Origin of the sequence: Microcoleus sp. B7-D4, assembly GCF_036705125.1 — a bacterium.
Taxonomy (GTDB): Bacteria; Cyanobacteriota; Cyanobacteriia; order Cyanobacteriales; family Microcoleaceae; genus Microcoleus.
The window spans coordinates 1-1,226 of sequence record NZ_JAUBTT010000268.1 but is presented as its reverse complement, the minus strand read 5'-3'; the positions used below and the strand labels follow the sequence as shown (position 1 = coordinate 1,226).

General features: G+C 42.2%; 1 pseudogene. It reads right to left on the bottom strand.

The annotated features are described in order from the left end of the window. Positions 1 to 1,099, bottom strand: a pseudogene (locus QUB12_RS37400) (IS5 family transposase); the annotation flags it as partial. Positions 1,100 to 1,226: the final 127 nt, after the last annotated feature.

Below are 1,226 nucleotides of genomic sequence, written 5' to 3'. Positions count from 1 at the left end.
GGCATGAACGGACTCGGGATAATATCCTGTGAATCTATAATAAGCTTCTAAAGAGTGCTTTTAAGTCCCCTGATTCGTTAAAGTTATCCCAGCTCATCCGGTCTAAAAATACATATCCTTCAAAACAACTGGCTGATAGTTTGGCTCCAAATTCTACGCTTTTTCCGGCTTTTCCTCGCGACGTTGGGACGAATATGGGGTTGACTTAAACTTACTATTCTATCCTCAATACTCTGTTTATCGTTGTCAAATAACCACTGTTGGAAAGCGAGCGACTTCTGTGAGGACTAGCAAGGTTTTATATTGTTTTTTATTCAGACCTTCTAGGCTCGCACCCGCATCAATTAGCTGTTCAATATGAGCCTGGTTTCTTTTGATATATTGAAGTTGTTTTTTAATTGCTTGTCTTTTTTTGTTTTTGGTCGGTCGTCGTTGTTTGGCTACTGCTAAGTAGTCTTTCCTGGCTAGGTTACGGTAGGTTCTTGGTTTTTTAGTGGTTTTTTCTTTAATTTGTTTATACAGAATGTCTATGATTTTTTCTGTATGAACTCTGGCTCTGTTTAATAGTCCTAAGTCGGTCGGATAACTAATGTCGGCTGGGGCGCAGGTTGCATCTATGATTAGTTTACCGCGATTGGGTGACTCATTTTTGGCGTCCGAATCCTTTTTTTTTTCGGGTTTGACAGGCGTGATTTCTCGCATTTTTTCAACCAGGCGTTCGTTCACTTTATTAATTAGGTTGGCACTGATTCGTTGCCGAAAGTGTACTAAGAGGGATGGGTCAAATGCGAGTTCGTTGCTGTAGCTTGATTGACCGATGAAGTATTGTAGATAGGGGTTTTCACGGATCTGTTCTACTGTTTCACTCGGAGCTAATTCCTAATTTTTCTTTAATAATTAATGCCCCCAATGCCATCCTAAAGGATTTAGCAGGGGCCCCCTTTTCTGTGGGGAAGTTGGCCGCATATTCTGATTCAAATTCAGACCACGGGATTATTTGGGCCATTTTTACCCAACGGTTATCTGCTGACAACTTTCCACATGAGGGGAGTTCAAAGTCGGAGGGTGAGGGGGAAGCAAGCTCAGCTTTTCGGTACACGTTCGCAGATGGTGATGCACGGGTTTTGCTCTATTTTACCTGTTTTTTTTGCACCTGACTTGCATCGCACCAGTTCTTAACCCATGCCACGTCAAGTGCGACCGATATATTCAGCAAGCCCTATTTA